The sequence below is a fragment of the Streptomyces sp. NBC_01446 genome, assembly GCF_026340095.1.
Classification (GTDB): domain Bacteria; phylum Actinomycetota; class Actinomycetes; order Streptomycetales; family Streptomycetaceae; genus Streptomyces; species Streptomyces aureus.
In genome coordinates this window covers 708912-732727 of record NZ_JAPEPO010000003.1, presented here as the reverse complement: position 1 = coordinate 732727, position 23816 = coordinate 708912, and the positions used below count along the sequence as shown (strand labels likewise).

At 69.4% G+C, this 23816-nt stretch carries 24 protein-coding genes; 7 read left to right on the top strand and 17 right to left on the bottom strand.

The window, feature by feature from the left end; translation table 11 throughout:
* Positions 1-99: 99 nt before the first annotated feature.
* The 3 genes from OG456_RS47970 to OG456_RS47960 are packed head-to-tail and all read right to left on the bottom strand — an operon-like array spanning position 100 to position 3887.
* On the bottom strand, positions 100-2328 hold the full coding sequence (locus OG456_RS47970) for a xanthine dehydrogenase family protein molybdopterin-binding subunit (protein ID WP_266571391.1): 2229 nt from the start codon (positions 2326-2328) through the stop codon (positions 100-102).
* A 9-nt stretch (positions 2329-2337) separates the two neighbouring features.
* Positions 2338-3321: a xanthine dehydrogenase family protein subunit M gene (locus tag OG456_RS47965; RefSeq protein ID WP_266571390.1), complete on the bottom strand. Its 984-nt coding sequence runs from the start codon at positions 3319-3321 to the stop codon at positions 2338-2340.
* Complete coding sequence (locus OG456_RS47960) at positions 3318-3887, bottom strand: 2Fe-2S iron-sulfur cluster-binding protein (protein WP_266571389.1); 570 nt, start codon at positions 3885-3887, stop codon at positions 3318-3320. The genes OG456_RS47965 and OG456_RS47960 overlap by 4 nt, the downstream gene beginning before the upstream one ends.
* A gap of 318 nt (positions 3888-4205) precedes the next feature.
* On the opposite strand from OG456_RS47960, the gene OG456_RS47955 reads away from it, so the two are divergent.
* The gene (locus OG456_RS47955; RefSeq protein WP_323136476.1) at positions 4206-4433 is read left to right on the top strand and encodes a hypothetical protein; all 228 of its coding nucleotides are present in this window, start codon (positions 4206-4208) and stop codon (positions 4431-4433) included.
* A 210-nt stretch (positions 4434-4643) separates the two neighbouring features.
* Here the strand turns inward: OG456_RS47955 and OG456_RS47950 are convergent, their stop codons facing one another.
* Genes OG456_RS47950 through ltnD form a run of 7 tightly spaced genes read right to left on the bottom strand, consistent with a single transcriptional unit; the run spans position 4644 to position 11581 of the window.
* Positions 4644-5405 (bottom strand): FadR/GntR family transcriptional regulator, encoded by a 762-nt coding sequence (locus OG456_RS47950; RefSeq protein WP_266571388.1) that lies wholly within the window; start codon positions 5403-5405, stop codon positions 4644-4646.
* A 5-nt stretch (positions 5406-5410) separates the two neighbouring features.
* Positions 5411-6445 carry a D-erythronate dehydrogenase gene (gene denD, locus OG456_RS47945; protein WP_266571387.1) on the bottom strand — a complete coding sequence of 345 codons (1035 nt, stop codon included), beginning with the start codon at positions 6443-6445 and terminating at the stop codon, positions 5411-5413.
* Positions 6442-7236, bottom strand: coding sequence for a 2-oxo-tetronate isomerase (otnI, locus tag OG456_RS47940; protein WP_266571385.1), 795 nt, complete (start codon positions 7234-7236; stop codon positions 6442-6444). Before otnI ends, denD begins: the two co-directional genes overlap by 4 nt.
* A 31-nt stretch (positions 7237-7267) precedes the next feature.
* Positions 7268-8575: an MFS transporter gene (locus OG456_RS47935; RefSeq protein WP_266571384.1), complete on the bottom strand. Its 1308-nt coding sequence runs from the start codon at positions 8573-8575 to the stop codon at positions 7268-7270.
* Between the two features lie 60 nt (positions 8576-8635).
* On the bottom strand, positions 8636-9340 hold the full coding sequence (locus tag OG456_RS47930; protein WP_266571383.1) for an aldolase: 705 nt from the start codon (positions 9338-9340) through the stop codon (positions 8636-8638).
* The gene (gene otnK / locus OG456_RS47925; RefSeq protein ID WP_266571382.1) at positions 9337-10629 is read right to left on the bottom strand and encodes a 3-oxo-tetronate kinase; all 1293 of its coding nucleotides are present in this window, start codon (positions 10627-10629) and stop codon (positions 9337-9339) included. The genes OG456_RS47930 and otnK overlap by 4 nt, the downstream gene beginning before the upstream one ends.
* Before the next feature lies 1 nt (position 10630).
* Positions 10631-11581, bottom strand: coding sequence for an L-threonate dehydrogenase (gene ltnD, locus OG456_RS47920; RefSeq protein ID WP_353963591.1), 951 nt, complete (start codon positions 11579-11581; stop codon positions 10631-10633).
* Between the two features lie 684 nt (positions 11582-12265).
* Between ltnD and OG456_RS47915 the strand changes: the two genes are divergently transcribed.
* Together OG456_RS47915 and OG456_RS47910 are read left to right on the top strand one after the other, a co-directional pair.
* Positions 12266-12871 carry a TetR/AcrR family transcriptional regulator gene (locus tag OG456_RS47915; RefSeq protein WP_266571380.1) on the top strand — a complete coding sequence of 202 codons (606 nt, stop codon included), beginning with the start codon at positions 12266-12268 and terminating at the stop codon, positions 12869-12871.
* Positions 12868-13836 carry a DMT family transporter gene (locus OG456_RS47910; RefSeq protein ID WP_266571379.1) on the top strand — a complete coding sequence of 323 codons (969 nt, stop codon included), beginning with the start codon at positions 12868-12870 and terminating at the stop codon, positions 13834-13836. The genes OG456_RS47915 and OG456_RS47910 overlap by 4 nt, the downstream gene beginning before the upstream one ends.
* A gap of 26 nt (positions 13837-13862) precedes the next feature.
* On the opposite strand, the gene OG456_RS47905 is transcribed toward OG456_RS47910, so the two are convergent.
* Both OG456_RS47905 and tnpA read right to left on the bottom strand, forming a co-directional pair.
* On the bottom strand, positions 13863-15071 hold the full coding sequence (locus tag OG456_RS47905; protein WP_266571378.1) for a transposase: 1209 nt from the start codon (positions 15069-15071) through the stop codon (positions 13863-13865).
* The gene (tnpA, locus tag OG456_RS47900; RefSeq protein ID WP_266571377.1) at positions 15068-15505 is read right to left on the bottom strand and encodes an IS200/IS605 family transposase; all 438 of its coding nucleotides are present in this window, start codon (positions 15503-15505) and stop codon (positions 15068-15070) included. Before tnpA ends, OG456_RS47905 begins: the two co-directional genes overlap by 4 nt.
* Before the next feature lie 122 nt (positions 15506-15627).
* Here tnpA and OG456_RS47895 point away from each other — a divergent pair, with 122 nt between their 5' ends.
* Entirely contained in the window at positions 15628-16098 is a 471-nt protein-coding gene (locus OG456_RS47895; RefSeq protein ID WP_266563812.1) for a helix-turn-helix domain-containing protein, read from the top strand.
* 110 nt (positions 16099-16208) lie between these two features.
* On the top strand, positions 16209-16619 hold the full coding sequence (locus tag OG456_RS47890) for a transposase (RefSeq protein WP_266571376.1): 411 nt from the start codon (positions 16209-16211) through the stop codon (positions 16617-16619).
* A gap of 431 nt (positions 16620-17050) precedes the next feature.
* On the opposite strand, the gene OG456_RS47885 is transcribed toward OG456_RS47890, so the two are convergent.
* Positions 17051-17470, bottom strand: coding sequence for an HIT family protein (locus OG456_RS47885; RefSeq protein WP_266571375.1), 420 nt, complete (start codon positions 17468-17470; stop codon positions 17051-17053).
* A 521-nt stretch (positions 17471-17991) separates the two neighbouring features.
* Complete coding sequence (locus OG456_RS47880; RefSeq protein ID WP_266571374.1) at positions 17992-18948, bottom strand: YafY family protein; 957 nt, start codon at positions 18946-18948, stop codon at positions 17992-17994.
* A gap of 92 nt (positions 18949-19040) precedes the next feature.
* Between OG456_RS47880 and OG456_RS47875 the strand changes: the two genes are divergently transcribed.
* Positions 19041-20033, top strand: coding sequence for an NADP-dependent oxidoreductase (locus tag OG456_RS47875; protein ID WP_266571373.1), 993 nt, complete (start codon positions 19041-19043; stop codon positions 20031-20033).
* 5 nt (positions 20034-20038) lie between these two features.
* Here the strand turns inward: OG456_RS47875 and OG456_RS47870 are convergent, their stop codons facing one another.
* The 3 genes from OG456_RS47870 to OG456_RS47860 all read right to left on the bottom strand — a co-directional run bounded on the left by OG456_RS47870 (position 20039) and on the right by OG456_RS47860 (position 21844).
* On the bottom strand, positions 20039-20575 hold the full coding sequence (locus OG456_RS47870; protein WP_266571790.1) for a transposase: 537 nt from the start codon (positions 20573-20575) through the stop codon (positions 20039-20041).
* Positions 20572-21111, bottom strand: coding sequence for a winged helix-turn-helix domain-containing protein (locus OG456_RS47865; RefSeq protein ID WP_266571372.1), 540 nt, complete (start codon positions 21109-21111; stop codon positions 20572-20574). The genes OG456_RS47870 and OG456_RS47865 overlap by 4 nt, the downstream gene beginning before the upstream one ends.
* 571 nt (positions 21112-21682) lie before the next feature.
* Positions 21683-21844, bottom strand: coding sequence for a hypothetical protein (locus OG456_RS47860; RefSeq protein ID WP_266571371.1), 162 nt, complete (start codon positions 21842-21844; stop codon positions 21683-21685).
* Between the two features lie 60 nt (positions 21845-21904).
* Between OG456_RS47860 and OG456_RS47855 the strand changes: the two genes are divergently transcribed.
* Positions 21905-23797 (top strand): alkyl/aryl-sulfatase, encoded by a 1893-nt coding sequence (locus tag OG456_RS47855; protein WP_266571370.1) that lies wholly within the window; start codon positions 21905-21907, stop codon positions 23795-23797.
* Positions 23798-23816: the final 19 nt, after the last annotated feature.

Sequence of the window (23816 nt, the reverse complement as noted above, 5' to 3'; positions counted from 1 at the left end):
CGGTGAGCGTCCGGCGGGATGTACCTCAGGTGCTCGGTGCGGTCCAGGTTTGGCCGGCTCACGCCCACTGGCCGGCGAACCCGCACCGTCGTCACGGATTCAGGAATCCATCAGCGGTAGGCCGGGGAGCACCTTCTCGATGGTGATGGGGAAGTCGCGTACGCGCACGCCGGTGGCGTTGAACACCGCGTTCGCGATCGACGCACCGGCCCCGCAGATGCCCAGCTCGCCAACGCCCTTCGCGCCCAGGACATTGGCCTTGTCGTCGTACCCGTCAAGGACGACCGCGTCGACGTCGGGGACGTCGGCGTGGACCGGCACCAGGTACTGCGCGAAGTCCCGGTTGACGAAGGCGCCGGATCGCAGGTCGACCACGGCCTCTTCTTCGAGGGCCGCGCCGGCTCCCCAGATCATGCCGCCGATCAGCTGCGAGCGAGCCGTCTTCGCGTTGAGCAGGCGGCCCACCGAGAACACGCCGAGCATCCGCCGCAGCCGGATCTCGGCGGTGTCCGCGTCGACCCCCACTTCAGCGAAATGGGCCCCGTAGGTGTTGATCGAGTAGTCCGTGTAGTTCGGATCGTCGCCCATGAAGCGGGTACCGCCCTCCGCCTCGAACCCTTCCGGGTGGTTGCGTGCGACGATTTCGCTCAGAGCCTCGGACGCGCCGCCGATGACCACGTTGCCATCCGAGAACACGGCGTCTGCCGGGTCCAGGCCGTGCAGCGGAGAGCGCGTGTCGCCACACGCCGCGGTCAGGACCTGCTCGCGCAGGGCCATGCACGCACCGTGCACCGCATTGCTCGAGCTGGCGGCGCCCCACGAGCCGCCGGACCCCCAGCTGGTGGGAAACTCGGAACGCCCGAGCTCGGTCCGCACCCGATCGGGCGGCAGTCCGAGCCCGTCGGCCGCGACCTGGGTCAGGACGGTGTACGTGCCCGTGCCGAGGTCGGTCATGTCCGTCTGGACGACGCCCGTGCCGTCGGCCTCCAACCGCACCCGCGCCGCTGTCGGCCCTTGGAAGTGCCCGCGGATGGCGGCCGACATGCCGTAGCCGACCAACCACCGGCCGTCGCGCACACTCGCCGGGGTGGCGGGGCGGTGCTCCCAGCCGAACCGGCGCGCGCCCTCGCGCAGGCAGTCGACCAGGTGCCGGTCGCTGTACGGCACGTCCCGCTCGGGATCGACGGTGGGTTCGTTGAGGATCCGCAGTTCGACGGGGTCCATCCCGAGCGCCTGGGCCAGCTCGTCCATCGCCGACTCGACCGCCAGCATGCCCGGCGCCTCACCCGGTGCGCGTACGTCGGTCCCGGGCGGCAGATCGAGCGGCGCCAGCCGGTGGCTGGTCAACCGGTGGGGCGCGGCGTAAAGGCTGCGGGTCGTGGCGGCGGTCTGCTCGGCGAACTCCACGTCGGGGTTGGTGTGCATGGTGACGTCATGGGCGATCGCGCTCAGCCGTCCGTCCTGCTCCGCGCCCAGTCGAACCCGCTGGCTGGTTGTGGGACGGTTGCCGACGAGCTGGAAGATCTGCTGCCTGGTCATCGCGACCTTGACCGGTTGGCGCAACTCGCGAGCGGCGAGCGCCGCCAGGATCGTCTCGGAATGGATGCCCAGTTTGGAGCCGAATCCCCCGCCCACGAAAGGGGTGACGATGTGAACCCGCTCCGGGTCGAGACGAAGCGTGGCGGCGACCGAGGCCCGCGCCGCGTCGACGATCTGGCAGCTGACGTAGACGACCAGGTCCTCGTCGCGCGGTTCCACGAGACACGCGTGCGGTTCCATCGGCATCGAGAGCTCGTACGGCGTCGTGTACTCCTGGTCGACCTTGACCGCCGAGCTGTCGAACCCGGCATCGAAGTCGCCGACCGCAGTGTCGGTCGGGAGACCGGCGTTGACCACCTTCGGGATGTACACCTCGTCTTCCTGCTCGGCAAAGTTGAAACGTCCGTGCCCGCCGGCGTATTCGACTTCGACCAGACCGGCCGCCGCTCGGGCCTGTTCGAGGGCCGTCGCGACGACGAATGCCACCGGCTCGCCGTAATAGTGGATGTCGGGGCCGGTCAGCACCGGCTGGGCGCGCCAGTATTCGGCGGGAACGGACTCGTCACGGACACCCTGCGCGGGGGCATTGTGATAGGTCATCACCATCACTACGCCAGGTGCGCGTTCGGCGTCCTCGGTGTCGATGCGGGTGATGCGGCCTTTGCCGATCGTCGCGCCGACGATGAACCCGTAGAGAGGTTGGCCGGCCCCCCACTGCTCGTAGGCGTAGGTGGCCTGTCCGGCGACCTTCAACGGGCCGTCGACGCGGTTCAGAGCTTGCCCGATCATCTCGTCTCCTCAGCTCGCCTGAGCTGCATGCGCCAGCGTGCGGCACAGCGTGCGCTTGGCCAGCTCGATCTTGAAGTCGTTGTGCCCCTGCCCCACGGCGTCGCGCATCGCGGCCTCGGCGGCGGCGCGATAGGTGGCCATCGTGGCGGGACGGCCGGTCAGCGCGGTCTCCGCCTCGATGGACCGCCAGGGCTTGTGCGCCACACCGCCGAAAGCCACCCGCGCCTCACTGACCGCTCCCTGATCGGTCGAGACGACGGCGGCCACGGAGACCAGCGCGAACTCGTACGACGCCCTGTCTCGCACCTTGCGGTAGATCTGCCGGCCGGTCGGGGGCGCGGGCAGGAGCACGCTCGTGATCATCTCGCCAGGACGCAGCACCGTCTCGATATGCGGCGTATCGCCCGGCAGCCGGTAGAAGTCTGCGATGCCGACGCGGCGTACCGACCCGTCGGCGCCGAGCAGCTCGATCTCCGCCTCCAGCACGGTCATCGCGACGGCCATGTCCGAGGGGTGGGTCGCGATGCAGGAGTCGCTGGCGCCGAGGACGGCGTGAATCCGGTTGAACCCGCCGGTCGCCGAGCATCCGGAGCCGGGATCCCGCTTGTTGCAGCCCGCAGCTGTGTCGTAGAAGTAGGGGCAGCGCGTGCGCTGCAACAGATTTCCCCCGGTGGACGCCTTGTTGCGCAGCTGGCCCGAGGCGCCGGCCACCAGTGCCTCCGACAGCACCGGGTAGCGGGTGCGCACTCGTGCATCGGCGGCCACATCGGAGTTCGCCGCTTGTGCCCCGATGCGCAGTCCGCCGTCCGGGAGCTCCTCGATGTCCCGCAACGGAAGCCGGCTGATGTCGACCAGATGGCTGGGCTTCTCGATGTCGAGCTTCATCAGGTCGAGCAGATTCGTGCCGCCGCTGATGAACTTCGCGCCGGCTCTGGACACCGCAGCGACGGCGGCCTGTGCGTCCGTCGCTCGCTCGTACGTGAAGGACCTCATTGCGGGCCTCCCTCCGCGATGCCACGGATGGCCGCGACGATGTTCGGATAGGCGGCGCACCGGCAGATGTTGCCGCTCATCCGCTCGCGGATCTCCTCATCGGTCAACGCGATCCGCGGCGAGGCCACGTCAGCGGTGGCGTGGCTGGGCCAGCCCGCTTCCACCTCGGTGAGCATGCCGACGGCCGAACAGATCTGGCCGGGAGTGCAGTAGCCGCACTGGAAGCCGTCACGCTCGACGAAGGCGCGTTGCATGGGGTGCAGACCATCGGGAACGCCCAGGCCTTCGATCGTCACGATCTCGTCGTCCTCATGCATCACGGCGAGCGCCAAACAGGAGTTGACGCGTCGGCCGTTGATCAGCACCGTGCAGGCGCCGCACTGCCCGTGATCACACCCCTTCTTGGTCCCGCTCAGGCGCAGGTGCTCGCGCAGCGCGTCGAGCAGCGAGGTACGTGGATCCACCTCAAGCCGTCGCACCTGATCGTTGACGTTCAACTCGATCGCCGAGAGCTGGGCCGGCTCGCCCTGGCTCCGCCCTGCGGCGCCCGTATCCGAATCGCTCACCACAGCACGCCTTCCTCGCTGGGTGTGGGTGTCACCCTGGACACGCGTCGCCACTGTGGGGCGCGCTCCTCCTCAAGGTCTCGCAAAAACCGATGCACCGCTCGCCGGAAGGCGCTCATCCGCGCCCGTCTCACTCGGCCGGGCGCTTCTGCGCGGCAGCCCGGCACGGGCGGTCAAGCCTGGAGCGGGTTCTCCGATGGGCCGGTGACCGAGGCACTGCCCCCGTGGGCATTGACCTCTTCGACGCTGAACGGCTCCTGCTGACCTAAGCTGCGGAGCCGCCGCTGCCGCCCTTCAACTGCCTGTCTGATCTGCGAGGTGGCGGACGGCAGAACCACCGCCCCGCACCTGCGCCCGGAGGCGACGACTGACGCAGGACGCCGCGGGCTCTACCTCGTCTCCCGGTTCGCCGAACGCTGGGGTACGCGCCACCTGGACCGAGGCAAAATCGTCTGGACCGAACGGTCACTGGCCGCCGACGCCCTGCCCGTGAACGGCGTCACGGACGACGCTCCGCTGGATCAGTGGGACGACTCGGGCTGGTGACGACCGGACCCGGCCCGCTCATGACCGAGCGAGCCGGAGAGTGCGTGGCGCGCTTCGCGCACTGCCGGCCGCCGTTCCAAGGACAGGAGCGGTGGCCCATTCGGCGAGTGCGACATCTTCCTCGGCGCGATGTGACGTCCCCGGCGCGCCCCGCCACGAGCCACCCGGGTATGTGCTCGGCCGAGCTGAGCGTCAGCCAGGACTGGGGGACTACTCAGCCGCGTCGAGCTCCACGCCCAGGTCCTGCGCCGTGTTCCAGAACTCGGGGCCCGCCTTTTGGAGCCGGGCCGCCGCGTGTTTGAGGTGGCGGCGGGCGGCCGTGCGGGCCGCCTTGGCGTTGCCCTGCTCGATGGCGGCCAGGATGGCGTGGTGTTCCTCGCGGACCGCGTCGAAGAAGTCGCCCCGGCGGGCCTCGTTGGCGCGGGTGACGCGGATGCCGCCGCGGGAGACCTCGCCGAGGTAGCGGACGGTGGAGACCAAGACCGCGTTGCCGGTCGACTCCGCGATGGAGCGGTGGAAGGCCAGGTCCTCGTCGGCGCCGTCGCCGCCCGCCGCGACCGCCTCGTCGATCGCGGCTAGGGCCTGCCGCATCCGGGCGTGGTCGGCGGCGGTCGCGCGGGTGGCGGCGAGTTCGGCCGCCTCGCCCTCCATGGCGCGGCGGACCTCGACGATCTGCAGCACCTTGGCCTTGGTGTCGGTGGTGCCGGTGGTGTCGGCCTCGAGGTCGAGTGGACGGGTGCGCCGGGGCAGGACGAAGACGCCCCGCCCCTGACGCGCCTCGACCAGGCCCGCGTTGCTCAGCCGCGACACGGCCTCGCGGATCACGGTGCGGCTGACGCCGAGCTGCTTGACCAGTTCCACCTCGGTCGGCAGCTTGTCGCCCGTGGTCAGCCGCCCGGACTCGATCTCGTCCGCGAGCATCGAGGCGACGCGGTCCGCGAGCCGGACAGGCCCGTCCACCTTGGTAAACATGGTCGTCAGTCTATCGGCGTGGGCTTGGCCGCCCCGGCGGTGACCGCCTGCGCGTGGTCGGCGACGTACTGGTGCACCACGGCTGCGAAGTCCGCGTCGGGCTCAAGGCCGAGCCAGGCCGCGCGGGCGTTGTCGAAGGCGGCCGGCCAGGAGCCGACGATGGCTTCGACGGCCGGGTCCGGCGCGACCTTCACCAGGTCGGCGACGGCGTCCCCGGCGACCTGACGCAGCGTGTCGAGGATCTCGGCGACCGTGACAGTGAGGGCCGGCAGGTTGACGGGGAGGGTGCCGGACAGCTGTCCGGGGCCCTCGCCGCGCTCGGCCTGGGCCACGCGCAGGATGCCCTCGACCGTGCGGCTCGGGGAGGCGAGGGCGACCCTCAGGTCCGGGCTGACCGGGCAGGTCGCCTCGAGGCCGGCCAGCGGCTCGCGGACGATGCCGGACAGGAAACCGGAGGCCGCCGCGTTCGGCTTGCCGGGGCGCACCGAGACCGTCATCAGGCGGGTGACGCGGCCGTCGAGGAAGCCGCGGCGGGTGTACTCGGCTATCAGCTGCTCGCAGATCCGCTTCTGGACGCCGTAGCTGGACTGTGGCGTGGGGAGCGTCGACTCGCTGACGACCTCCGGAAGCGGGAGCGCGGCGTCCGAGCCGTAGACGGCGACGCTGCTGGCGAAGACCACCCGTACCTTCGGACCGCCGGCGGCCGACTGGGCGCGCGCGGCCTCAAGGAGGGCGCGGGTCGTGTCCAGGTTGGCGCCCATGCCGAGGTCGAAGTCCACCTCGCACTCGGCGGAGACCGCGGCCGCGAGGTGGATGACCACGTCCACGGGCTGCGCGAACAGGTCGCCGAGGCGCTCGGTCACCTCGCCCTGGACCACGTCCACGAGCGGGTCGGCGGCCAGCGCCGAGTCCTGCGGTACGAAGAGGTCGGCGAGTACGAGGCGGGTGAGGGGGGCGCCGTCGAACGTGCGCTGCTCCAGCAGGGCCTGTGCGACCTGGCGGCCCAGGAAGCCGAAGCCACCCGTGATGACGATCCTCATGCGTTCTCTCCTTGGAACATGTGTCGCCAGCCGAGACCCTCGCTCGTGCCGGCCTTGGGGAAGTACTCGCAGCCGATCCAGCCGTCGAAGCCCAGCTCGTCGACGACGGACATGAGATGACGCAGGTTCAGTTCCCCGGCATCGGGCTCGTGACGGTCGGGCACGCCCGCGATCTGGAGGTGGGCGACGCGGCCGGTGGGCAGGTCGCGGCGGAGTGTGGCGGTGAGGTCGCCCTCGACGATCTGGCAGTGGTACAGGTCGAGTTGGACCTTCAGGTTGGGGGCGCTCACCTCCTTCACGACCGCGTGGGCGTCGGCCTGCCGGTTCAGGAAGTAGCCCGGCATGTCGCGGCCGTTGATCGGCTCGATCAGGATGTCGACGCCGACGGTCGCTGCCTGTTCCGCGGCGTAGGCGAGGTTCGACAGGTATGTCGCACGGTACGGCGCCGGGTCGGCGTTCTGCGGTACCAGACCCGCCATCATGTGCACGCGCGGGCAGTCGAGCGCGGCGGCGTACTCCAGGGTGCGGTCGACGCCGTCGCGCACTTCGGCCTCGCGTCCGGGCAGCGCCGCGATCCCGCGCTCACCCGCGTCCCAGTTTCCGGGCGGCGCGTTGAACAGCACCTGCTGCAGGCCGTGCGCGTCGAGACGGCGCCGCAGTTCGGTCGCCTCGTACGCGTACGGGAAGAGGTACTCGACGGCCTCGAAGCCGTCCGACGCGGCCGCGGCGAAGCGGTCGGGGAAGTCGTGTTCGGGATACAGCGTGGACAGGTTCGCGGCGAACCTCGGCATGGTGACTCCGTAGGGGGTGAGGCAGGCTCGGTCAGCGGTTGACGACGCTCTTCTTGGTGGCGAGGACGGCCGCGGCGCCGATGACCAGGCCCAGCGCCAGGACGTACATCGGGATCGCCGTCGAGTCGGTGGCGTCCTTGAGCGAGCCGATCATGTACGGGCTGACGAAGCCGGCCAGGTTGCCCACCGAGTTGATGACGGCGAGCCCGGCGGCGGCCGCGGTGCCGCTGAGGAAGGCGGTCGGCAGCGACCAGAACAGCGGCGCGCAGGTCAGCACGCCCGCGGCGGCGATCGAGAGCGCGAGGAGGGACAGGGCGGTCGACCCGGTCCAGCTCGCGGCCAGTGAGAAGCCGACGGCGCCCATCAGGCTCGGGATGACCAGGTGCCAGCGGCGCTCGCGCCGCTTGTCTGCGGAGCGGCCGAAGAGGTTCATCGCGACGAGCGCGGCCAGGTACGGCACGGCGCTCAGCGCGCCGATGGTGAAGCCACCCTTGATGCCGGTGGACTCGACGAAGGTGGGCATCCAGAAGGTGAGCGCGTACTGGCCCATCACGAAGAAGAAGTAGATGAGGCACATCAGCCACACCTTGGGGTCGCGGAACGCGTCCCACGTCTTGCCGTGCTCGCTGTGGTGCTTGGTGTCCTTCGCGAGTGCGCGCTCGATCACGCTCTTCTCGTCGTCGTTCAGCCACTTCGCGTCGCGCACACTGTTGTCCAGGTAGAACAGCGTCATCACGCCGACCGCGATGGCGGGCAGCGCCTCGATGAGGAACAGCCACTGCCAGCCGTTCCAGCCGCCGGTGCCCTCGAAGACGTCCATGATCCAGCCCGAGAGCGGGTTGCCGAAGATGCCCGCCACGGGGATGGCCGACATGAACAGCGCGATCACCCGGGCCCGCCGGGCGGAGGGGAACCAGTACGTGCAGTAGAGGATCACGCCCGGGTAGAACCCGGCCTCGGCGGCGCCGAGCAGGAACCGGAGCACGTAGAACGTCGCCTCGTTGTTGACGAAGACGAACAACGCCGAGACCACGCCCCAGCTGATCATGATCCGGGCGATCCAGGTGCGGGCGCCGACCTTTTGCAGCATCAGGTTCGAGGGGACTTCGAACAGGAAGTAGCCGATGAAGAACAGGCCGGCGCCGAGGCCGTACGCCGCCTCGCTGAAGCCGAGGTCCTGGGACATCTGCAGCTTGGCGAAGCCGACGTTGACCCGGTCCAGGTAGGAGACGACGTAACAGAGGACCAGGAAGGGGACGATGTGCCGGATGACTTTGCGGAACACAGCATTCTCGCGGGCGAGTTCAGGGGCGTCGGCCGTTGTCACGGTCGTGGACATGAGGGGCACTTCCTTGTGCGGCTCAGTGGTTCTCGAGCGGATGGGGACGGGAGCGGGGTTCTACCAGGAGGCGCCGAAGGCGGTCCTCAGTTCGGCGATGGCGTCGTCGGTCAGGGGCTCGGGGCTGCGGCCGGTCGTCAGCCACAGGCGTGCGGTCTCCTCCAGCTCTTCGAGTACGGCCAGCGCGGACGCGGCGTCGGGGCCCCAGACGACGGGGCCGAGCCGGTCGAGCAGCACCGCCCGGATAGGAGTGCCGTTCGCCGCACGGGAGTTGATCAGTTCGGTGACCAGGTCGGCGACGCGCGGGTCACCGGGCCGGTGGTAGGGGACCAGCGGGACGTGGCCCACCTTCATCACGTAGTACGGGGTGAGGGGCGGGAGCACGTCGTCCTGCTGCCACACGCCGGCCAACGTCAGCGCGACCAGGTGCGTGGAGTGGGTGTGGATGACGAACCGGGCGGTGGGGTCGGCCGCGTAGATGCGCCGGTGCAGCGTGAGCGTCTTGCTGGCACGGTCGCCCGCGATCTGCTCGCCGTCGCCGTCGACCTGGGCGAGCCGGCCGGCGTCGAGGAAGCCGAGGGCCGCATCGGTCGGCGTGATCAGGTGGCCGTCGTCGAGCCTCGCGCTGAGGTTGCCGGCGCTGGCGTGGACGTAGCCGCGGGCGAACAGGCTGGTGCCGACGCGGACGATCTCGGCGCGTGCGCTGTCGGCGGCCGTGTCGATGTCCCCTGTTCCGCGGTCCTGGGTCTCGCGGTCCTGTGTCACTTGGATTCCCCGGTCAGGAGGGTGAAGGCCGCGGTGAAGAAGTCCGGGCCGCCGAAGTTGCCCGACTTGAGTGTGATGTGGAGGGTGTCGCCGCCGGGCAGCGGCGCCGCGCACCACGGCACACCCGGGTCGATCTGCCCACCGATGCGCAGGCCCGTGAGGCCGAGCGCCTGCACGACGGCGCCGGAGGTCTCGCCGCCCGCGACCACGAGCTGCCGCACGCCGCGCTGGATGAGTCCTTGGGCGACGCGGGCGAGTGTTTGCTCCACCAGCTCACCCGCCTCGGCGGCGCCGAGCCGCCCCTGCACCGAGCGGACGGCGTCCGGCGACTCGGTCGAGTAGACGAGCACGGGCCCGTCGGCGAGGTGCTTGTCGGCGAAGGCGAGCGCCTGGGCGGCGACGTCCTCGCCGGCGGCGATCCGCAGAGGGTCGACGCTGAACGCGGGGCGGCCGGTGCTGAGGAACTCCCGTACCTGGCCGTTCGTGGCGGCGGACACCGAACCGGCGACGACGGCCTGCCGGCCGCAGGCGGGCGGCAGCTGGGCGGCGGCCGAGGACGGTTCGAAACCCCAGTTCGCGGGCAGCCCGATCGCCAGGCCCGAACCGGCGGTCACCAGCGCCAGCTCCTTGACCGCCGCACCGAGCCGTACGAGATCGTCATTGGACACGGCGTCGACGATCGCGGCGCCGACCCCCTGCGCCCGCAGCTGCGCGATCCGGGTCCGGACCGCGTCAGCGCCTTGTGCCACCACCTTGTGGTCGATGAGGCCGACGGGCCGCGTCGTCTGCGCGTCGAGCACGGACACCAGGTTGGAGTCGGTCATCGGCGTGAGCGGGTGGTGGCGCATGCCGGACTCGCCGAGCAGGACGTCACCGACGAACAGGTGACCCTTGAAGACGGTGCGCCCGTTGTCGGGGAACGCGGGCGTCGCGACGGTGAAGTCGGTGCCGAGCGCGTCCATCAGGGCCTCGGTGACCTGGCCGATGTTGCCAGCCGGCGTCGAGTCGAAGGTGGAGCAGTACTTGAAGTAGATCTGCTCGGCGCCCGCGGCGCGCAGCCACTCAAGGGCGCGAAGAGACGTCTCGACGGCCTCGGCCGCCGGGACCGTACGCGACTTGAGGGCGATGACCACCGCGTCCGCGTCGGCCGCAGGATCAGTCGTGGGGTCAGTGCCCTCGGCCGGTACGTCGATCAGCTGGACCACGCGCATGCCGGCGCGCACCAGGTTGTTGGCCAGGTCGGTGGCGCCGGTGAAGTCGTCGGCGATGCACCCGAGGCGGACGCTCACGTCAGTCCTCCTTCTTGGGCTGGTTGGTCGGCTGGAGCTGGTTCACGGGCTGCGGCAGCCCGATGCCGGGGAAGATCTTGATAACGGCGCTGTCGTCCTCACCGCCGAGTCCGCTGGCGGACGCCTGCAGGAACATCTGGTGGGCGGTGGCGGACAGCGGCAGCGGGAACTTCTGGGGCCGGGCCGAATCCAGTACGAGCCCCAGGTCCTTGACGAAGATGTCGACGGCGGACAGCGGCGTGTAGTCGCCCGCCAGCACGTGTGCCATACGGTTCTCGAACATCCATGAGTTGCCGGCGCTGTGCGTGATGACCTCGTAGAGCGCCTCGGCCGGAACGCCGGCCTTGATCCCCAGAGCCATCGCCTCGGCGGCAGCGGCGATGTGCACGCCCGCGAGCAGCTGATTCACGATCTTGACCTTCGAGCCAAGACCGGCGTGGTCGCCGAGACGGTACACGGTGGCGCTCATGGCTTCGAGTACCGGGTCGGCGACGGCGTACGCCGCGGCGCAGCCCGACGTCATCATCGTCAGCTCGCCGGCGGCCGCGCGAACGGCGCCGCCGGAGATGGGCGCGTCCAGGTAGAGCACGCCCAACTCGCCCAGACGGTCCTCCAGCTCGGTGGACCAGTCCGGGTCGACCGTGGAGCACATCACGTAGACGGAACCGGGGCGCAGCTGCTCTGCTGCCCCGCCGTCGCCGAAGAGGACCGACTCGACCTGCGCCGCGTTGACCACGACGCCGATCAGGACGTCCACCCCGGCCGCCAGCTCGGCGGGGGAGGCGAACGCCGTCCCGCCGGCGAGGGCGAACCCGGCGGCCACCTCCGGCCGCAGGTCGTGGACCCCCACGTCGTATCCGGCGGTGCGCAGGCTGCCGGCCATGCCGAGGCCCATGGCCCCGAGCCCCACCACGCCCACACGCGCCCGCGCAGGCCGCTGCTGGTCGTTCATGTCCGCCCTCGTCATCGTTGACTCGTACGTGTCGTTGTGCTGCTCCAGTCACAAGCAGCGATCGGGTCATATGATGACCTGCGGACGTCGTGAAGTACAAAGTGATGCCCGTCACACCCAAGGCGCCGCCTCTGCCGGTGCCGGCTTCGGCGCCGCGGCCGACATCGCGGCGGTCGTCGCTTTCCTCGCGTCCCCCGACGGTGGCTGGGTCACGGCCGGCGTCATCGACTCCGGTGGCGGCATACACCTCGGGCCGATGTGTTGGCTCGGCTGACCGCGCCCCGAGCGCATCCGGCACCCCCGGCGAGACGGACCTCGCCGGGGGTGCCGCCCCGTCGCCGTCGTGCGCAGGCCTTGCGCTTGCCGAGCGGCTCGCCCGCGCGGTGCCCTGCGAGCGCCGGGCCGCATGGTTGTGCCCGACCTGCGGCAGTGAACGCGCCGCACGGTCTGTGCGCTGGTCTCATGTGCCGCCGTCCACCGAATTTCACCGCCTGTGGTGCAGCCCGGCCGCAGGTCGCAACACCAGGGCCCGGCCTGAGGTCGGCCCGCATGCGGCGAATGGGGAAGCGTGCGGCAGCCCGCGCCCGCGCCGGAGCCGAACGCTCACGACTGGCGCGGCATCCATCCAGGTCGGCTATTCTAGGTAGACCTACCTACCTACCTACCTACCAGCTTTGGATTGTGATGAGTGAGACCGATACGGGCGTGACGGGACGGGGGCGGCGGCGGCCGGCCCGGGAACGGCTCCTGGAGGCGGCGGCCCGGCGCTTCTACGCCGATGGTGTGGCGGCGACCGGTATCGACACGATCACGACCGAGGCCGGCGTGGCGAAGATGAGCCTGTACAACAACTTCTCCTCCAAAGCCGACCTGGTCCGGGCCTACTTGGATGCCCGGCACGAGGAGTGGCTCGGCCTGTACCGGGCACGCCTGGAGCACGCCGACGGCCCCCATGAGGGAGTACTGGCCGTCTTCGACGCGTACTGCGATCACGCGGCCTTCGCCTACGAACACGGCTTCCGCGGCTGCGGTCTCCTCAACGCCGCCGCCGAGCTGCCTGCCGGCGACGAGGGCCGGGCCGTGGTCCGCGCCCACAAGGAGCAGGTCGAGAGCCTGATCGCCGACCACCTGGAGCAGCTGCTTCCCGGCCGGCCCGACGAGGCCCGCGCGACGGCCGAGCATCTCTCCTTCCTGCTGGAGGGCGCGATGGCCCGCGCCGGCCTGGAGGGCGACGGCGAGCGTGTCCAGCACGCCCGCTCGATGGCCGCGGCCCTGCTGGACCGGCTGTGAAGGGCACCGGCCGAGGCCGGTCCGCAGGAACGGGGGCCCTGTGCGTGCTGGCCGCCTCCGTGCTGTGGGGGACGACCGGCACGGCCGCCACCTTCGCCCCGGACGTGGGCCCGCTCGCCATCGGGGCCGTCGCCATGGGCCTCGGGGGTCTCCTCCAAGCCCTGATCGCCGCCCCGCAGATCGCTGCCCACGCGTCCCGGCTGCGCGACCAGCGCGGCACGGTTCTGCTCGGCGCCGTCTCGGTGGCGGTCTACCCCCTGGCGTTCTACAGCTCCATGCACCTGGCCGGAGTCGCCGTCGGCACCGTCGTCTCGATCGGCACCGCCCCGCTGGCATCGTCCCTGATCGAGCGCGTCGTGGACGGCCGCCGGCTCACCCGCCGCTGGACACTGGCCGCCGCGCTCGGCCTGCTCGGCACCACCCTGCTGTGCGTCGCCGAAGCCACCCATGCCGCCGGCGGCACAGGCCGCACCTCCATGGCCGGCACGCTGCTCGGCATCGGCCTCGGGCTGGTCGCCGCCGCCACATACGCCCTCTACTCCTGGGCCGCACACCGGCTCATCACCCGTCAGATCCCCTCCCGGGCTGCGATGGGCGCTGTCTTCGGACTCGGCGGACTGCTCCTGGTGCCCGTCCTCCTCGTCACCGGTACCCCGCTCCTCGCCTCCTGGTCCAACGCGGCCGTCGGCACCTACATGGCGCTCGTCCCCATGCTCGCCGGGTACGTCCTCTTCGGCTGGGGCCTCGCCCACGTACCCGCCAGCACCGCCACCACCCTGTCCCTGCTCGAACCGGCCGTCGCTGCCGTCCTCGCCGTCCTGGTCGTCGGCGAACTCCTGCCCGCGGCCGGCTGGATGGGCATCGCCCTCGTGATCGCCTGCCTCGCCGTCCTCACCACGCCCACACCCACCCGCCACACACGCGGACAGGTGCGGAACAACCCTGTGACTCCTCCCCCCGGGTAAATCCGGGGGGCTTCTCCTGTCGGTGGCTATGCCACGTCGGGAAGGACCAGCCCGGCCCTGAGTGCGACGTTCCAGGCGCCCACGCGGTCGGCGTGGTCGATGTGCTGGCATGAGGTGCACTGGAACTTTTCGCCGTCGCGGTTCTGCGCGTCCACGTGCCCGCATTCGGGGCAGGTGCGCGAGGTGTTGCGGGGGTCCACCGGGATCAATACACGAGCGGCGCTTTCAGCCTTCTGCGTGAGGATGCCCAGGAACACCCCCCAACCCGCGTCAAGAATGCTGCGGTTGAGTCCGGCCTTCGAGGCGGCGCCGTTCGCCAGGAACGCTCCGGGCATCTCGGGGTCGGGCTTCGGCTTGGGGGTGCGAACCATGTTCGCGATGCTCAGCCGCTCGTGCGCGATCTGGTCGTAGTCGCCAACCAGGCAGAACGCGGCTTTGTGCGCGTGGTCCAGGCGCTGACGGCGGACCTTGCGGTGCAGCTTGGCGACCTTCTCCACGGCCCGGCGGTGCTTGGCGGTGCGGGTCTCCCGGGTGCGCCGAGGGAACGCCTTGAGGGCACGCTGAGCCTCGGCGAGGGCGTCGGCGTTGCGCTTGCCGTGCCGGGGGTTTTCGACGTGCGCGCCCTGGGAGGTGGTGAAGAAGTGCGTGACACCCATGTCGATGCCGCACGCCGCGCCCGTGGCCGGCAGCGGCTCGGCGGCCACCTCGTCGCAGGCGAGGACGACGTACCACTGCCGACCCTCGCGCTTGATGCTGACGGTCTTGACGCGACCCTTCACGGGCCGGTGCTGGTGCACGCGGACGTGCCCGACGCCTTGCAGGCGCACGCGGGTGACGGGGTCGTGCCCGGTGGAGTCCCACCGGCAGCCGTCGCCATCCTTGGGGAACTCCACCGTGTCGAACCACATCGCACCCCGAAACCGGGGATAGCCCGGCTTCTGTCCGGCCTTCACGCGCCGGAAGAACGCTTGGAACGCCTTGTCCAGACGGCGAAGCGTGGCCTGCTGGGAGGAGAACGACCAGCGGCCCTGACGCTCCGGGTCGAAGGCGCGGACCTCCTTGAGCTGCGCGGACTGCTGCCCGTACTTGATGCTGGTCTTCGAGGCGTGCCGGTAGGCGTCACGGCGCTCCTGCAACGCGCCGTTGTAGAGCGAGCAGTGATCACGCAGCATGTCGCCGAGAGCCTGGCGCTGGCGGACGGTGGGGCGAAGGAGGAACTTGTAGGCGCGTATCACGCCTGTCCCTCCGTCTGCTTCTTCGTCCAGGGCCGTTCCCACTGGGTGTTGATGTACTTCTCCACCGTGTCCGCGCTGACCGCGCCGATTGAGGCGACGAAGAACGACGACGACCACAGCGTGGGCATCTGCGACTTCAGGTGCACGAACTCCGAACGGAGCACGCGGGAGGTGAAGCCCTTGAACTGGTTCGCGACGTAGGACGCGGAAGCCTTCGGCTCGTGCTTGACGAACAGGTGCACGTGATCAGGCATCACCTCAAGGGCGATGATCTCCCAGCCCTTCTCTGCTGCCTTCGCCTCGATCAGCTCACGCAGCCGGACCGCGACACGGCCACCAAGAACCCGGCGACGGTACTTCGAGCACCACACCACGTGCAGCCCCAAGTCGTACACGCCACCGGAGTACCGGCGAACCTTCCGCGTTACAGTCACCACGATCACTGTACACACGGCACACATCTAGTAGCGTGTCGTTGCTTAGTTCTGGGTTGTTTGGTTGGGATGGTGGGGTCCGGCAGATGTTGCTTCCTTTCTGCCGGACGGGAGTTGGGGTGATGGGTTCGCAGAAGAAGAGGCCGGTGGTGCTGACCGCGGCTGATCGTGAAGAGCTGGTTCGGGTAACCACGACGGGTATCCATCCAGCCTCGGTGATCAGGAGGGCGCGGGTGCTGCTCGCGCTCGACACCTCTGCAGGCGCGATCGGCTCGCAGGACGCGGTCGCGGCCCGGGCCGGAGTCTCGGGCGAGACACTGCGGCTGGTGGCCAAGCGGTTCGCCGAGACCGGTGGCGATGTTCACGCCACGATCGCCCGGAAGAAGCGCGAGCTGCCGCCGGTGCCCTCGCCGGTGACCGGTGAGGTCGAAGCCCGGCTGATCGCGATGGCGTGCTCACAGCCACCCCAGGGCTATACCCGGTGGTCGCTGCGGCTGCTGGAGAAGCATGTCGCGCTGGTCGAGGACATCCCGAACCTGGATCACTCCACCATCGGGCGGGTCTTAAAAAAACGAAACTGCGTCCTCATCTGAAGAAGTGCTGGACCATCCCACCACGAGCGAACGCGCAGTTCGCGGCCCGGATGGAAGACGTGCTGGCCATCTATGCCCGGCCCTATGACCCGGCACGTCCCGTGGTGTGCATGGACGAGAAGCCCTACCAGCTCCTCGACCATGCCCGCGCCCCGCTCCCGGCCCGCCCTGGCCACGACACCTGCCAGGACAGCGAGTACAGCGAGTACATCCGCTGCGGCACGTGCTCAATCTTCGTGTGGGTCGAACCCCTGCGCGGGTGGCGTCGAGTTCAGGCACTGTCCCAGCGGACCCGGATCGACTGGGCCGGCCAGATCAAACAGCTGCTGAGCGTGGATTACCCCGACGCCGAGGCCGTGGTGCTGGTGATGGACAACCTCAACACCCACACCATCGCCTCACTGTACGAGGCCTTCGAACCAGAAGAGGCCTTCGCGCTGGCCACCAACGCCTCGAGATCCACCACACGCCCAAACACGGGTCATGGCTCAACATCGCCGAGATCGAACTCTCCGCGCTGACCCGGCAATGTCTCGACCGCCGGATCAACGACCTCGACATCCTCAACACCGAACTCTCGGCCTGGCAGAACGCCACCAACACCGACCAACGGCAGGTGGACTGGCAGTTCACCACCCACGACGCACGCATCAAACTACGTCACCTTTATCCCAAAAATTAGCTACGACGGTCTACTGGTCGTCTCAGGTCAACAGTGCAGACCCGTGCACCGAGTTGAGGTCAGAGCAGCCCTGAGAAGCGATTCCCCCCATGCCTAAAGGCACGGGTCCCCTCGCTAGATAGCTGATGGACTACGACAGCAGCCCTCCCAGGTCGGCGGCTGGCGCTGTCCCAGGTGGTGAACACTGAGCACGACACAGCTGATGCGCCGCCCGAAGTCATGAACAGGCGCTGTCCGCTCTGGGGTTCTGGCTCAACTTCTGTGGGGCGATCAGGCTGAGTGAGTGGCTGCCACGGCGTTGGCGAGTTGGGCGACGGGATCGCCGGCGATCTGGCGTTGAGACTGCTCCGACGGCCAGGTTGAGAACCCGTCATCTGTCCACCGAGGAACTACATGGAAGTGCAGATGAGGCACGGATTGCTCTGAGCCGGGACCGCTCGCGCTGAGGATGTTCACGCCTCCAGCCTTCAACGCCGTCCGCATCGCACCAGAAACGCGCTGGACCAGCATCATGGTCTCGGTGAGGACCTGCGTAGGCGTATCGAAGATGTCCGCGTAGTGGGATGTCGGGATCACCAGGGCATGCCCTGGTGCGAGCGGATCAAGTGGAGCGAACGCGGATACTACGGGCCCGCGGAATATCCAACGAGCGGCGTCTTCGGTGATCAAGCGGCAGAACACACAGGTCATACGGCCCACGTTGCCAGACTGGAGATGGCACTCACCAGCCACTTCAAGGCCCGCAGGCACGGCGCGATTGCCCGCCGGCGGGAGCGTCCGCGTCGCTCAGGCCTGGTCACGCAAACGAGCGGGTCGTGCGGTGCGCACCGGTTGCGCAGTGGCCCGGGTTCGAATGCCGCAGGCCGCGGCCGGTGTGGAACAAGTCGAACAAGCTCGGGCCAGGGAAGATCGGGCCGACGGCGGGCAGCCTCGGGCTCGGGGTTTCATCGCCGGGTACGACGTGGCGAAACAGCCCCGGCAGCTAGGCAGAGTGCTTCCCTGGAAAGCAAGACAGCTACAGATCTTTGCGACCACGGTGTTGCGGCGCTCGGTGATCACCGGGGAACCTGTGCCTGTCCGTACGTCGTGACTGACCGAACCGCTGGCGGACCGATTTTCGAGCCCTCCTACGCTTGGCAGAGCGCCCCTTCCGCTACACCGCGGGCTGCCGCGAACGTCGCGCCACCGTCGCGGCGTCACGGCGAGGAAGGTCACGCGGGTGCGCGGGTGGCCCGCGTGAAGCGAACGCCCCACTCCTGGACGTGCGCGGCGAACTCCGGCGGCCCCAGGACCTCGAACTCGGCGCCCATGTTGCCCAGTGCCTGGGTCGGCCAGTCGAGGGAGGCCGAGGTCATGGTGAGCCGGGAACTGTCCTGATCGAGCGGTTCGACCGTGCCCCAGGAGCCGACCACCTGCCGCACGCGCGCGCAGGGCGCGTGCACAAGGACCTCGACCGTGTACGGAGCCGGGGCCCCGCCCGCTGCCTGGACGAAGGCCACGGCGTCCTCGGCCGGGAGCAGTCGCGGCCGAAAGCGCGTGCCGGTCGCCGTCGGATCGGTCAGCCGGTCAAGGCGGAAACTTCGCCAGTCGTGGCGGCCCAGGTCGTAGGGGACCAGGTACCAGCGGCCGCCTAGCGCGACGACGCGGTGCGGCTCGACCTCACGCTCAGTGGGTGCGGAGCCCCTGGCCGCGTAGCCGAACCGCAGCCGCTCCTCGTCCCGGCAGGCCTGGGCGACCGCGGTGAGCACCCCCGCGCCGACGACCGGCCCGGACGCGACGGCGGAAAGGGTCACCGCCCGCAGGGCGTCCACCCTGGCCCGCAGCCGGGGCGGCAGAACGCGTACCACCTTGGTGAGCGCGCGCAGTGACGCCTCCTCCATCCCCACGATCCCGCTCTGTGCCGCGTCACCGACGCCCACTGCGAGGGCCACCGCCTCCTCGTCGTCCAGCAGCAGCGGCGGCAGGACGGCGCCGGGTGCGAGCTGGTAGCCGCCGTCCGTACCCCGGGTCGCGCCGACGGGGTAGCCGAGCTCGCGCAGCCGTTCGACATCGCGGCGCAGCGTCCGCTCGGAGACCCCGAGCCGGTCGGCCAGTTCCAGGCCGGACCAGTGCCGGTGGGACTGCAGCAGCGAGAGCAGTCTGAGGGTCCGTGAGCTGGTGTTCGCCATGTCGACATCCTGCCTCGACTTCCGGTCAGAAACTGACCGGAAGCCTCTTTAAAGTCGATCTCGACGGCCGCACTCGAGGCAAGGACAGAAAATTGATCACCCGTGAGATCCAGCTGACCGCCCAGATCACCGGCACCCCCACGCGCGACCATTTCACCGTCACCAAGACCGAGGTGGACGGCCAGGTCCTGGTACGCACCGACCAGATCGGCCTCGCCGCGACCTACCTGGAGCTGATGCGGGCCGACTGCACCATCCCGGTCCCGGCCTGGCAGCCGGGGCAGCGGGTAGGGGTGGCTGCCATCGGCACCGTGGTCCGGTCCGAAAGCCCCGAGCTAGAGGTCGGCGACCTGGTCCAGTCGATGACCGGCTGGAGCGAGTACTCGGCCGGCCCGGCGGACTCGTACCTCAAGCTCGACCGCGAACTCTTCGCCGACCCCGGCTACCACCTCGGCCAGGGCCCGACCGCCTACTACGGGATGGCCGAGGTGGCGGCCGTAGGCGAAGGGGACGTGGTCTTTGTCTCCGGCGCGGCGGGTGGGGTTGGCTCGCTGGCCGGGCAGATCGCCAAGTGCCTCGGCGCGGCGCGGGTGATCGGCAGCGCGGGCAGCCCGGCGAAGGCCGACTACTTGGTGAACGAGCTCGGCTACGACGCCGCGTTCGAATACCACGACGGCCCCACGGCCGACCGGCTGGGGGAGCTCGCCCCCGAGGGCATCTCGGCCTTCTTCGACGTCGTGGGCGGCGAGCAGTATCAGGGCGCGCTCCACGCGGCCCGGCCCGGAGCGCGCTTCGCCCTGTGCGGCTCACTGTCCAGCCAGCTCGGCGGCGCGGCGCAGCGCTTTCCACAGCCCGACCGCGCGGCCGCCGAGGCCAAGGGCGTCGAGCTCCTGCCGTTCTCCTGCTACCACACGCCCGATCAGATCGCTGCCTGGCGGGAGCACTTCAGCAGCTGGCTGGACGAGGGCCGCTTCGTCTACCCGCAGACAGTGGTCGAGGGTGGGATCGAGGACGTGCCGCAGGCGTTCCTCTCCCTGCTTCAGGGTTCCTATCAGGGCAATGTCTCGGTGCGCCTGTCGTACTGAAATTTTCAGGGTGGGGTCGGTGGGGTGAGGGTCAGGCGGGTGGCGGTGAGGCAACCGTCGATCAGGTGGGGTCGGAGCTGGATTTTGCGTAACTCGCGGCGGAGTATGCGGTCGAGGTGGTCGGGTGTGTCGAAGGCGGTGTTGGCCATTGCTCTGCGCACGAGGGACCAGATGGCCTCGACGGGGTTGAGGTCGGGTGCATACGGCGGGAGACGGATGGTGGTGAGCCAGTCGTGTTCGGCCTCGTACCGCTTCAGCTCTGCTGTCAGGTGGGTGTTGAGATTGTCCCAGACGACCACGATCGGTCCGCCGAGCTGGATGTGGGCCCGCACGAGCAGGTCCCGGTAGTCGCGCCAGGAGAAACTCTTCCGGGCTCCTTTCAACAGCAGGTGAGCGCGGGGCCGGTAGATCAGTCGGCTCGGCTCGCCGGGTTTGTAGCAGCACAGGGTCGCGACCGAGGTCCTGCGCCGGGATCTGCCCCTGACCCGGATGACGGGGGTGTGTCCGCGCCGGCCCCATGTGCGGGCGCGGGGCGGCGTCATGGAGAATCCGGCTTCGTCCTCGAAGACGATCCAGCCCCCATGGGCCGCCGCGAGGCTTTTACCCGCGGCCACACCTCCTTTTTCCACAGTTCCACCGCGTGCTCGTCGCGCTCGAGGGCTCTGCGGGCGGGTGCCTGCCAGGACCAGCCGTGCCGTTTCAGCAGCCGCCACACCGTCGCCACCGACAAACTGAGCCGCAGACGGCGGCGGATCACGTTCTGCACCCGGGCCAGGGTCCACCGCTGATCCTCGAAGCCATGTGCAGCCGGCCCCTTCGCCAACTCCTCCTCGAGTACGGCGAACTGGGCATCGGTTACCGTCGGGGAGTTCGCCGGCCCAGCCGAGCGCAGGGCCTCCATCCCGCCCTCGCGCCACGCCCGGCGCCAGCGTTCCACCGACCTCACGCTCACCCGCAGGTCCTTCGCGATCACCGCGGTCCTCTCACCCACTGCGAACCGTCCTCCGGCCTGGAGCCGGATCCCCTCACGAAACGCCCGACGCTCAGCGGTCAGGCCCCCACCCTCCGGATATCTCACACCACCGGCATACCGCAGGGATCATCAACCGTCACCACCCGACGACAACCCGAAAACCTCAGTAACCACGCTCTCCCTCCGGACCCTGAACGGGCACTGATGGACCAGCAGTTCCTGCCGGAGCGAACCGACCGCACCCCACCGCAGGTGATGTGCACGAGGACCGGCACGTGGTCCGCTCCGGCCTGCTCCGCCGTACCCAACGCCTCGCCGCAGCCCACGACTTCCGTCGGCGGCGGGTCACTGCCGCAGCCCGTGCTGGTGCGAGGGCAAGCGACGCCGCGAAAGAGTCACCGACAGCGGAGACCGTGTCGGATTCTGTGCCGCCTAGGCTAGGTCCTGTAGTCCTTGAGGACTTCTCAGCAACGTGGCGGATGTATCGCGTGGCGGATCATCGGCTGGCGAGGTGGCGACTGGCCTGGCGTCAGAAACACGTGAGGCCTCCGGGCCCCATTGGTGATCTCCAGTGTCACTTGTTGTACGTCGTCTGATGTACCACCGACGCGTTGTGGAGATCGCCGGTCTCGTCATGGGAGCCGTAGGTGAAGCCCCGCAACGGTACGGTGTCCGGTCAGGCGTCCTCGCGATCGTGGACGGTCATGAGCCGGCCGTCACGCAGGCCCATCCGGCCGGTCGGCGGCTCGGCCGGGGTGAAGACGAAATCCCACGCGTGCAGGTGGGTGCGGATGAACATGTAGCCGACGCCGGTACCGTCCTGCTCCTGCCTGGTCATGGCTGCGTCTGATGCGAGTCGTGTGACTGATATTCGATCTCCTGGTGCGAATCTAGCGCTATGGCCTATACGCCCAAGTCTGCGCAGTCGTTCATCTCCCAGCAGCAGGCACAGCTGCACGAGCGCCTCCCGTTCTCCGACACCCAAGACCTCGAGGATGCGATGCGCGGGCTGGTCGCCCGGCGGGTGCCCAGCGCTGTCACCGACGATGACGGCGCCGTCGTGTGGGACAACGACACGTACACCTTCCTTCAGGGCGATGCCCCCGACACCGTGAACCCGAGCCTGTGGCGGCAGTCCCAACTGGTCGCCGAGCAAGGTCTGTTCGAGGTGGCCGAGGGCATCTACCAGGTGCGCGGGTTCGACCTGTCGAACATCACGTTCATCGAGGGCGGCGCCGGCGTGCTCGTGATCGATCCGCTGATCTCCACCGAGACCGCGGCGGCGGCGCTCGCGTTGTACCGGGAGCACCGCGGCGAGCGCGCGGTGACCGGCGTCATCTACACGCACTCGCACGTCGACCACTTCGGCGGGGTCAAGGGCGTCACCTCGCAAGAGGACGTGGATGCCGGGCGTGTGCCGGTCATCGCGCCGGAGGACTTCACCGAGCACGCCGTGGCCGAGAACGTGTACGCGGGTACGGCGATGGGCCGGCGTGCCGCCTATATGTACGGGGCGGCGCTCGCCCGCGGACCACGGGGGCAGGTCGGCGCCGGGCTCGGGCAGACGACCTCGACCGGCACGGTCACCCTGATCCCGCCGACCCTGACCATCACCACGACGGGGCAGGAGGAGGTTGTCGACGGGGTCCGTATGGTGTTCCAGATGGCTCCGGACACCGAGGCGCCCGCCGAACTCCTCATCCATTTCCCCGATTTGAGGGCGCTGTGCACCGCCGAGGACGCCACCCACACCCTGCACAACCTGCTCACCTTGCGCGGCGCGGTCGTGCGGGATCCGCACGCCTGGTCGCACGCGCTGACCGAGACGATCGACCTGTTCGGCGCCGGTACGGACGTCGCCTTCGCCTCGCATCACTGGCCGACCTGGGGGCAGGAGCGCGTGGTCCAGTTCCTGGAGACCCAGCGCGACCTGTACGGCTACCTCCACGACCAGTGCCTGCGCCTGATCAACAAGGGCTGGACCGGCATCGAGATCGCTGAGCACCTGAAGCTGCCGCCCGCGCTGGAGAACGCCTGGAACACCCACGGCTACTACGGCTCGGTCAGCCACAACCTCAAGGCTATCTACCAGCGCTACATGGGCTGGTTCGACGGCAATCCGGCACACCTGTGGCAGCACCCCCCGCTCGAGGCGGGCAGGCGCTACGTGGAGTTCATGGGCGGAGCCGACGCGGTGGTGGACAAGGCGCGCGGCTCGTTCGAGGCGGGCGACTACCGCTGGGCGGCGGAAGTCCTCAATCACGTCGTCTTCGCCCAGCCCGACCACGCCGCAGGCCGCGAGCTGCTCGCCGACACCTACGAACAGCTCGGCTACGGCGCGGAGAACGGCACCTGGCGCAACTTCTATCTGTCCGGCGCCACCGAACTGCGCGAAGGCCAGTTCGGCACGCCCACCGTCACGGCCGCGCCGGACATCATTGCGCACCTCACCCCGACGATGCTGTTCGACGCCATCGCTATCCAGATCGACGGTCCCAGGGCGTGGGAGGAGAGGCTCAGCATCGACATCCACCTCACCGACGTCGACGAGAACTACCGGCTCCGCCTGAACAACGGGGTGCTCAGCTACACCGCCGCGTCGCAGAGCACCGCCGCCGATGCCACGCTCACCACCACCGTCCGTGCCCTTTCGGCGCTCGCCGTCGAGGGCCTGACTCCGCAGGGCCTGGAGCGGGCGGGCGTCCAGGTCGAGGGTGACGCATCCGTCCTCAGCCGCCTTACCGCAGTGCTCGACCCGGGGGACCAGAACTTCCCGATCGTCACGCCGTGATCCCGGCCCCCGCCGTCCG

Coding starts and splice junctions, on each gene's coding strand:
- OG456_RS47970 (WP_266571391.1), bottom strand. CDS start 2,328: ATGATCGGGCAAGCTCTGAACCGCGTCGACGGCCCGTTGAAGGTCGCC.
- OG456_RS47965 (WP_266571390.1), bottom strand. CDS start 3,321: ATGAGGTCCTTCACGTACGAGCGAGCGACGGACGCACAGGCCGCCGTC.
- OG456_RS47950 (WP_266571388.1), bottom strand. CDS start 5,405: ATGTTTACCAAGGTGGACGGGCCTGTCCGGCTCGCGGACCGCGTCGCC.
- denD (WP_266571387.1), bottom strand. CDS start 6,445: ATGAGGATCGTCATCACGGGTGGCTTCGGCTTCCTGGGCCGCCAGGTC.
- otnI (WP_266571385.1), bottom strand. CDS start 7,236: ATGCCGAGGTTCGCCGCGAACCTGTCCACGCTGTATCCCGAACACGAC.
- OG456_RS47935 (WP_266571384.1), bottom strand. CDS start 8,575: ATGTCCACGACCGTGACAACGGCCGACGCCCCTGAACTCGCCCGCGAG.
- ltnD (WP_353963591.1), bottom strand. CDS start 11,581: ATGAACGACCAGCAGCGGCCTGCGCGGGCGCGTGTGGGCGTGGTGGGG.
- OG456_RS47915 (WP_266571380.1), top strand. CDS start 12,266: ATGAGTGAGACCGATACGGGCGTGACGGGACGGGGGCGGCGGCGGCCG.
- OG456_RS47895 (WP_266563812.1), top strand. CDS start 15,628: ATGGGTTCGCAGAAGAAGAGGCCGGTGGTGCTGACCGCGGCTGATCGT.
- OG456_RS47890 (WP_266571376.1), top strand. CDS start 16,209: ATGGACGAGAAGCCCTACCAGCTCCTCGACCATGCCCGCGCCCCGCTC.
- OG456_RS47885 (WP_266571375.1), bottom strand. CDS start 17,470: ATGACCTGTGTGTTCTGCCGCTTGATCACCGAAGACGCCGCTCGTTGG.
- OG456_RS47880 (WP_266571374.1), bottom strand. CDS start 18,948: ATGGCGAACACCAGCTCACGGACCCTCAGACTGCTCTCGCTGCTGCAG.
- OG456_RS47870 (WP_266571790.1), bottom strand. CDS start 20,575: ATGACGCCGCCCCGCGCCCGCACATGGGGCCGGCGCGGACACACCCCC.
- OG456_RS47860 (WP_266571371.1), bottom strand. CDS start 21,844: ATGACCAGGCAGGAGCAGGACGGTACCGGCGTCGGCTACATGTTCATC.
- OG456_RS47855 (WP_266571370.1), top strand. CDS start 21,905: ATGGCCTATACGCCCAAGTCTGCGCAGTCGTTCATCTCCCAGCAGCAG.